The organism is Luedemannella flava, assembly GCF_039528515.1.
Taxonomy (GTDB): domain Bacteria; phylum Actinomycetota; class Actinomycetes; order Mycobacteriales; family Micromonosporaceae; genus Luedemannella; species Luedemannella flava.
Window position 1 is genome coordinate 1 of the sequence record NZ_BAAALT010000030.1, and the last position, 7386, is coordinate 7386.

General features: G+C 74.6%; 6 protein-coding genes. All 6 read left to right on the forward strand.

What is annotated here, in order from left to right:
* The first annotated feature begins 175 nt into the window (after window positions 1-175).
* From ABD211_RS06370 to ABD211_RS06395, 6 genes are read left to right on the forward strand one after another with little or no spacing between them, the layout of a single operon-like run.
* Window positions 176-1621, forward strand: a complete 1446-nt coding sequence (locus tag ABD211_RS06370) for a hypothetical protein (protein ID WP_344127209.1) — start codon at window positions 176-178, stop codon at window positions 1619-1621.
* The gene (locus ABD211_RS06375) at window positions 1618-2850 is read left to right on the forward strand and encodes a hypothetical protein (protein WP_344127211.1); all 1233 of its coding nucleotides are present in this window, start codon (window positions 1618-1620) and stop codon (window positions 2848-2850) included. The genes ABD211_RS06370 and ABD211_RS06375 overlap by 4 nt, the downstream gene beginning before the upstream one ends.
* Entirely contained in the window at window positions 2847-3743 is an 897-nt protein-coding gene (locus tag ABD211_RS06380; protein WP_425560365.1) for a sulfotransferase family protein, read from the forward strand. Before ABD211_RS06375 ends, ABD211_RS06380 begins: the two co-directional genes overlap by 4 nt.
* Window positions 3731-5305 carry a lipopolysaccharide biosynthesis protein gene (locus ABD211_RS06385; RefSeq protein WP_344127213.1) on the forward strand — a complete coding sequence of 525 codons (1575 nt, stop codon included), beginning with the start codon at window positions 3731-3733 and terminating at the stop codon, window positions 5303-5305. The genes ABD211_RS06380 and ABD211_RS06385 overlap by 13 nt, the downstream gene beginning before the upstream one ends.
* Window positions 5256-6038 (forward strand): methyltransferase domain-containing protein, encoded by a 783-nt coding sequence (locus ABD211_RS06390; RefSeq protein WP_344127215.1) that lies wholly within the window; start codon window positions 5256-5258, stop codon window positions 6036-6038. Before ABD211_RS06385 ends, ABD211_RS06390 begins: the two co-directional genes overlap by 50 nt.
* A 2-nt stretch (window positions 6039-6040) precedes the next feature.
* Window positions 6041-7051: a glycoside hydrolase family 26 protein gene (locus tag ABD211_RS06395; RefSeq protein WP_344127217.1), complete on the forward strand. Its 1011-nt coding sequence runs from the start codon at window positions 6041-6043 to the stop codon at window positions 7049-7051.
* The last annotated feature ends 335 nt before the right edge of the window (window positions 7052-7386 follow it).

The window sequence follows — 7386 nt, forward strand, 5'->3', positions numbered from 1 at the left end:
GCCCGCCCCCGGCCGAGGCCCCCCGGCACACCGGCGCCAGCGACCCCGCCGCCGCCGACCTGTGGGACGACGACCCGACGCCGACCGGCGGCCTCACCGCGGTCGACCCGCGCTTCGATCCCACCCCGCCGCTCGTCGCGGGCGCCCACGGCGACGACGCGCCCCGCCAGGCGCGATGACGGCGCAGCTGGCGCCCCGTACCCGCACGATCGTGGGCGCGGCCCGCCGCGCTGCCGACGCCGGACCGATCAGCGCACCCGACCCTGACCCGACCCCCACCCCCGCACCCGGGGCGGACCCCGGACGCCTGCGGGACGTGCTCCGCCACGCCTGGCCCGTCGTGGGCCTGTGCGCGCTGTACCCGCTGTGGTGGGCGCTCGGCCTCGGGGTGCTGATCTTCGCGCTCGTCGCCGTGCCGATGGGGCTGAGCCTGCTGCGGCGGCTCGTCAAGGGCGAGAAGCTGCGCGTGCCGCCCGGGTTCGGCTGGTGGCTGCTGTTCCTCGCGGCCGTGGTCATCAGTGCCACGGCGATCGGTTCGACCGCGACCGGCACGGTCGACCGCGGCGCGCAGGGCGCGATCTCGGCGGTCGTCTTCCGCATCGGCATGTACCTGGCGCTGACCGTCCTGCTGCTCTACCTCGGCAACCTGTCGCTGACCAGGGTCCCCCAGTCCGTGCTGGTCCGGCTGTTGGCCTGGCTGTTCGTGCTCACCGTGGGCGGCGGGCTGCTCGGCGTCATGGCCGGGACGTTCGAGTTCACCGCGCCGATCGAGCGCCTGCTGCCCGACCACGTGCGCGCCGAGGGCTTCGTCCGGTCGCTCGTCCACCCGTCCGCCGCGCAGATGATGAACGTGCTCGGCCACGAGGCGGCCCGGCCGGCCGCGCCCTGGGGGTACACCAACACCTGGGGCAACAACCTGTGCCTGCTGGTGGTCTGGTTCGCCGTCGCCTGCTGGCCGCTGGCCCGCACACCGCTCACGAAGGCCGCCGGCGCCGTGGTGCTCGCGATCGCGGTCGTGCCGGTCGTCCATTCGCTCAACCGGGGCCTGTGGATCGGGCTGAGCGTCGTGGTGGTCTACGTGACCGTCCGGCTGCTGCGGCGCCGCCGGCGCCTCGCGCTGCGCGTGCTGTTCGCGACGCTCGCGCTGGTCGCCCTGGTCAGCGCGACCCCGCTGGGTGGTCTGGTCGGACAACGCCTGGAGTACGGGCGATCGAACGCGGTCCGCGTGTTCCTCGTCGACCGCGCCCTCGACGGCCTGGCCGAGTCGCCGCTGATCGGCTTCGGGTCCACCCGCGAAACCGCCGGCGGCCGGACGTCGATCACCGTCGGCGAGAGCCCCGACTGCCCGCGCTGCGGCAACTTCACGGTCGGCGGCAACGGGCAGCTCTGGCAGCTGCTGTTCGCCCACGGCCTGATCGGGGCGGTCGGCTACGTGGCCTTCCTGGGGTACGGGCTGTGGCGGTTCCGCCGCGACGCGACGGCGATCGGCATCGCGGGCTCCGCGGCGCTGGTCGCCTCTTTTGTCGCGATGCTCTGGTACAACTCGCTGGTCACACCCCTGGCGTTCCTGTTCTTCGGCTACGCCCTGCTGTGGCGCAACAGCCTAGGAAAGATCTCGTGAGCTCGGTCCGCCTCGAAGGCGACGCCGCGCTCCGCGCCCAGTACCTGAGCGAGGTGCTGGAGCTGCTGTACCCGGCCGGGGACGGGCTGGGCGACGTGACCCAGTTCCTCGTCATCCCGGACCTGCGCCGGCCCCGGCTGCTGGTGCCGGCGAACGACCTGCGGCTGGCCGCCGCCGCGGTGCGCCGCTACGCCCGGCCGCAGTCGCGGCTGGCCCGGCTCAAGCGGGACGCCGTCGTCGCGTCGCTGCGCACCGGCACCGCCCGGCTGCTGCTGCGCTCCCGGGTCCGCCTCGAGCCCGGCGTCGACACGATCGAGACGTACCTGCGGGCGGCGCTGCGGGCCGAGCTGAGCGTCAGCATCCATATCGGACCCGCCCGCGCCAACCGCAAGCCGGTCCTGCAGGTGCTCGGGCCGGACGGCGCGACGCTCGGCTTCGCCAAGCTCGGCATCGGCCCGCTCACCCGCGACCTGGTGCGGCAGGAGACCGCGGTGCTGACCCGGCTGGCCGGCCTGCGGCTGGCCGACGTGACCGTGCCGGAGGTGCGCCACGCCGGCCGCTGGCACGGTCACGAGGTGCTGGTGCAGTCGGCGCTGCCGGTGTGGGACCCGCGCGCCGCCTGGTCCGCCGACCGGCTCGCGGGGGCGATGCTGTCCGTGGCGACCGGCGCCGGCGTCAGCGGCGGCGACCTGGCCGGCAGCCGGTACTGGGCGGCCCTGCGCGCCCGGCTCGCCCCGTTGGACGCCCAGCCCGACGGCGCCACGCTGCGCCGCGCCGCGCACGACCTGATCGACCGGGTCGGGGCGACCCGCCTCGCGTACGGGCAGTGGCACGGCGACTGGGCGCCCTGGAACATGGCCACCCTGCCCGACACGCTCCTGCTGTGGGACTGGGAGCGGTGCGCCGTCGACGTGCCGCTCGGCTTCGACGCCCTGCACTACGCGCTGCAACGGGACCTGCAGGCGGCCGGGTTCGCGGTCGCCCGGGCGGGCGGCGCGGTCCACCACTGCGTCGACGCGGCGGCGACGACCCTGCGCCCGTTCGGCGTCGCGAGCCCCGACGCCGCGCGGGTGACCGCCCTGCTCTACCTCGTCGACCTGGCCGCCCGGTATCTCGCGGACCGCCAGGCGGAGGCCGGCGCCCGCCTGGGCGCGCTGGGCACCTGGCTCCTGCCGACCCTGATCCGCCGGGTCTCCCACCTGAACGACCGCAGCGAGGTGGCCGCGTGAGCGAAATCAAGTCACCGCCCCCGTTGGGGTTCGGGCGGCCGGCGGCGGTCACCCGGCTCGCGCATCTCGGGTCGCTCACCTACGGGCGGCTCACCGCGCCGGCCCGCACGCTGCCGACGTTCCTGATCTGCGGCGGCCAGCGGTGCGGCACGACGTCGTTGTACCGGGCGCTCGCCGCGCACCCCGGCATCCTCAAGGCGGTGCTGCACAAGGGCGTGCACTACTTCGACACGAACTACCACCGCGGGATGGCCTGGTACCGCGCGCACTTCCCGTTGCGCGACACCGTCGCCCGGGTCACCGCCCGGCTCGGCGTGCCCGGACAGGTCTTCGAGTCGAGCCCGTACTACCTCTACCACCCGCACGCCCCCGCCCGCATCGCCGCGGACCTGCCCGACGTGAAGCTGGTGGTGCTGGTCCGTGACCCGGTCGAACGCGCGTACTCGCAGCACGCCCACGAGGTGGCCCGCGGCTTCGAGAAGGAGCCGGACGTGGCCCGGGCCCTGGCCGCCGAGCACGCGCGGGTGGACGGCGAGGTCGCCCGGATGCGCGTCGAGCCGTGGTACCACAGCTTCGCCCACCAGCATCTGGCCTACCGCGAGCGTGGCGAGTACGTGGTGTTCCTGCGCCGCCTGGAGCAGCTCGTCGGCCGGTCGCGCGTGCACGTGGTCGACGCGGGCGACTTCTTCACCGACCCGGAGCCCGCCTACGACCGCGTGCTGGACTTCCTGGGCCTGCCCAACCTCGGGTACCCGCCCTTCGAGCGGCACAACGCGCGGCCGCGGTCGGCGGCCCTGCCGGGGCGCCTGCGGGCCGAGCTTCGCGAGCACTACCGGGAGTACGACCAGCAGCTCGCCGAGTGGCTCGGCCGGGAGCCCTCGTGGCGTCGCTAGCCGGGGTGGCCCGGGGCGGGGTCGCGAACCTGGCCGGGGCGGTCGCCGCCACGACGATGGGGGTGCTGGTCACCTGGCTCGCGGCCAGGGCACTGCCGGCACCGCAGGCGGGCGCGCTGTTCGCGGCCACGGCCGCGTTCGTGGTCGTGTCCACGGTCGCGAAGCTCGGCACGCAGACCGGCCTCGTCTACTGGATCGCCCGGCTGCGTGCCCTCGACCAGCGGCACCTGCTGGGTCGCTGCCTGTGGCTCGCCATCGCGCCGGTCGCGGCGGCCAGCGCGGTCGCGGGCGCGGCGCTGTACGCGGGCGCGGGGCCGCTGGCCCGGCTGGCCGACCCGGGCGACCCCACCGACTTCGCGACCGCCGTGCGCGTACTCGCGGTGTTCCTGCCCCTCGCGGTGCTGACCGACACGCTGCTCGCGGCTACCCGCGGCCTGCACCACGTGCGCGCCACCGTGTTCGTCGACAAGCTGCTGCGGCCGGGGCTGCAGCTGGCCGGGTTCGCGGCGCTGGCCGGGCTGCTGCTGGCGGAGGTGACCGACCCGGCGATCGTGCCGTTCGCGCTGGCCTGGGTGCTGCCCTACGCGCCGGCCGCGCTGCTGGCCGGGGTCGCGCTGCGGCGGCTGTCGCGCCCGGTCGCGTGGCCGGCGGACGGGGCCGACGGCGCCGGCATGGGCCGCCGGTTCTGGCGGTTCACCGGGCCGCGCGCGGTCGCGGGCGTGCTGCAGACCGCGTTGCAGCGGGTCGACGTGCTGCTCGTGGCCACGATCGCGGGCCTGCGCGCGGCGGCCGTGTACGCGGTCGCGGGCCGGTTCGTGGTGCTGGGCCAGTTCGCCAACCAGGCCATCGCACAGTCCGTGCAGGCGCGCCTGGCCGAGGCGGTGACGCTGCGCGACCGGCCGACGTCGCTGGCCCTGTACCAGGGCGCCACCGCCTGGCTGGTGCTGCTCATCTGGCCCGTGTACCTGCTCACGGCCGTCTTCGCGCCGGTCTACCTGGGCCTGTTCGGCGCCGGGTACCGGGCCGGGGTGCCCGTGGTCGCGGTGCTCGCCGGCGCGATGCTGGTCGCCTCCGCGAGCGGCATGGTCGACATGGTGCTCGCCATGGCCGGGCGCACCTCGTGGAACCTCGTGAACGTGGCCGTCGCGCTCGCCGCCATGGTCGTGTTGGACCTCCTCCTCATCCCCCCACTGGGCGCCCTCGGCGCGGCCCTCGGGCTCGCCGTCGCCGTTCTGATCAACAACCTGGTGCCGCTCGTCCAGGTCGGCCGCCTGGTGGCGCTGCACCCCTTCGGCGCCGGCACCGTCACCGCGTGCGCGCTGGCCGTCGCCTGCTTCGGGGTCCTGCCCATGGCCGCCTTCGCGCTGCCGGCGCCGCACCGGGCGGTGGGGTCGGCCGTCCTCGTCGGGCTGGGCGTCCTCGCCTACGCGGCGGCGTGCTGGCGGTGGCGCGGCGTGCTCGGGCTGTCAGTCCTCATCTCATCGTTGCGACGAGAAACCGCTGGGAGGGAACATGCGCGACGACTACACGCGGATCTTTCAGGATCTGACCGCCGTAGATAAGTACGAGCAGGTCGTCTACGCGCCCGACACGTACTCGTCGGCGGTCAACGCCCGCCAGCGCGCCTACCTGCGCTCGCTGGTCGCCCGGGCGTTCCCGCAGCGCCGGCCCGTGCAGCACGACTTCGCCTGCGGTACCGGCCGGGCCATCCGCATCCTGCACGGGCTGGTCCGCGACGCCCACGGGTACGACACGTCCGCCGCGATGCTCGACCGCGCCCGCACCTCGGGCGTCTTCGCCCACCTGCACCAGGTGCCGGAGACGGGCACGCTGCCGCACCCGGCCGGCGACGGCTCGCCCGCCCTGGTGACGGTGTTCCGGTTGCTGCTCAACGTCGGCGACGACGTCCGCGACCGGGCGATGACCTTCGCCGCCGACCTGCTGCCGCACCGCTGCTCGGGCCTGCTCGTCGTGGAGAACCACGGCAACCGCACGTCGGTGCGGCACCTGCGCCACCGCCGTCGCGCCGGCGACCCGTGGTTCAACGAGCTGTCCCACGCCGAGGTGGAGGCGCTGCTCGCCCGGCACGGCTTCGCCGTCGTGGAGCGGCGCGGCTTCGCCCTCTGCCCGCCCGGCGCGTACGCCCGGCGCTGGCTGCGGCCCGTGGCCCGACTGGTCGACGGGGTCGCCTGGCGGGTGCCGGCGCTCGCCGGCGTCGCCACGAACGTGCTCTATGTGGCGCGGCGCACCGCCGCGGCCGGCCCTGACATCACCTGCCCGGACGTCAAGGAGTGACCATGAAGCCGACCCGTTTCGCGGCCGCCGTCCTCTGCGGCGTCCTCGCCCTCGCGGGCTGCGGCGACGAGCCCGCCGCCGCGCCCGCCCCGCCCGTCCAGCTGGACGGCACGCCCACGCCGATCGCGACCGCCACGGGCCTGTCCGGCGGGCCGGTGGCGCCGCCGCGCGCCGGGGCCTACCTGGGCGCGTGGGTGAAGCCGACGGTCGTGAACCAGCGGGAGCGCATCGCCGCGTTCGACCGGTTCGAGCGCCGGCTCGGCCGTCAGGTCGCGCTCGTCAACACGTACCGCCCGTTCACCGAGGAGTTCCCCACCCACTCTGACCTGCACTTCCTGCAGCGCGGCTCGATCCTCATGCTGAGCTGGGCGTCGGGCGACACCCGCGCGACCACCATGGGCCGCTACGACGAACTGATCCGCGAGCGCGCCCAGCGCGTCGCCGAGCTCGACCGCCCCATCATGATCCGCTTCCGCTGGGAGATGGACCGGCCGAACCTGCGCGCCTCCATGTGGTCCGGCCCCGACTACATCGCGGCCTGGAAGCACGTCCGCAAGCTGTTCGCCGAGGAGGGCGCCACGAACGTCTCGTGGGTCTGGTGCCCGACCGTCGAGGGCTTCGCCGGCGGCTACGCGCAGGAGTTCTACCCGGGCGACGACGCCGTCGACTGGCTCTGCGTCGACGCGTACGCCGCCAGTCAGCTCGTCGACCTCGGCACGCTGCTCACGCCGTTCCTCCAGTGGTCCGCCACCCACCCCAAACCCATAATCATCGGCGAGTACGGCATATCGCGCGCCTATCCGGCCGCCCAACGTGCCGCGTGGCTCACCAACGCGGGGGCGGTGTTCCAGGCGAACCCGCAGATCAAGGCGGTCAGCCTCTTCGAGTCGAACCCCGACCCCAAGGACGAACAGCAACAGTTCGCGATCTCCGACACCCCCGCGGCGTTGGACGCGTTCGCGACCATGTCCCGTGCCAGCTACTTCGCCCCGACGTTCCCCACCACCCCGTAACCAGTCCCGGCAACGCACAGGTCCGGTGGCACGCCCAGCGAGGGCTCGCCACATGCGCGCACCTGGCGGGCCGGGCGGCCGCAGCTCACCGGATGTGCGCGATGTGGGGCGGGCTGGCATGCCCTGCAGCCCGCCACATGTGCACATCCGGCGGACCGGGACGGCCCGAAGCTCGCCATCTGTGCGCACGTGGCGGACCGGGGCAGCCTGCGGGTCACCAGATGTGAACATCTGGTGGTCCGGTCGCACGACCGCCCGCCATTTGCGCACAGATGGCGGAGTGAACGGCGTCCCGGCTCGCCACATGTTCACATCTGGTGACTCCAGGCGCCCTG

Bases quoted from the DNA above. Each gene is read 5' to 3' on its own strand.
- ABD211_RS06370 (WP_344127209.1), top strand. From the start codon at position 176: ATGACGGCGCAGCTGGCGCCCCGTACCCGCACGATCGTGGGCGCGGCC.
- ABD211_RS06390 (WP_344127215.1), top strand. From the start codon at position 5,256: ATGCGCGACGACTACACGCGGATCTTTCAGGATCTGACCGCCGTAGAT.
- ABD211_RS06395 (WP_344127217.1), top strand. From the start codon at position 6,041: ATGAAGCCGACCCGTTTCGCGGCCGCCGTCCTCTGCGGCGTCCTCGCC.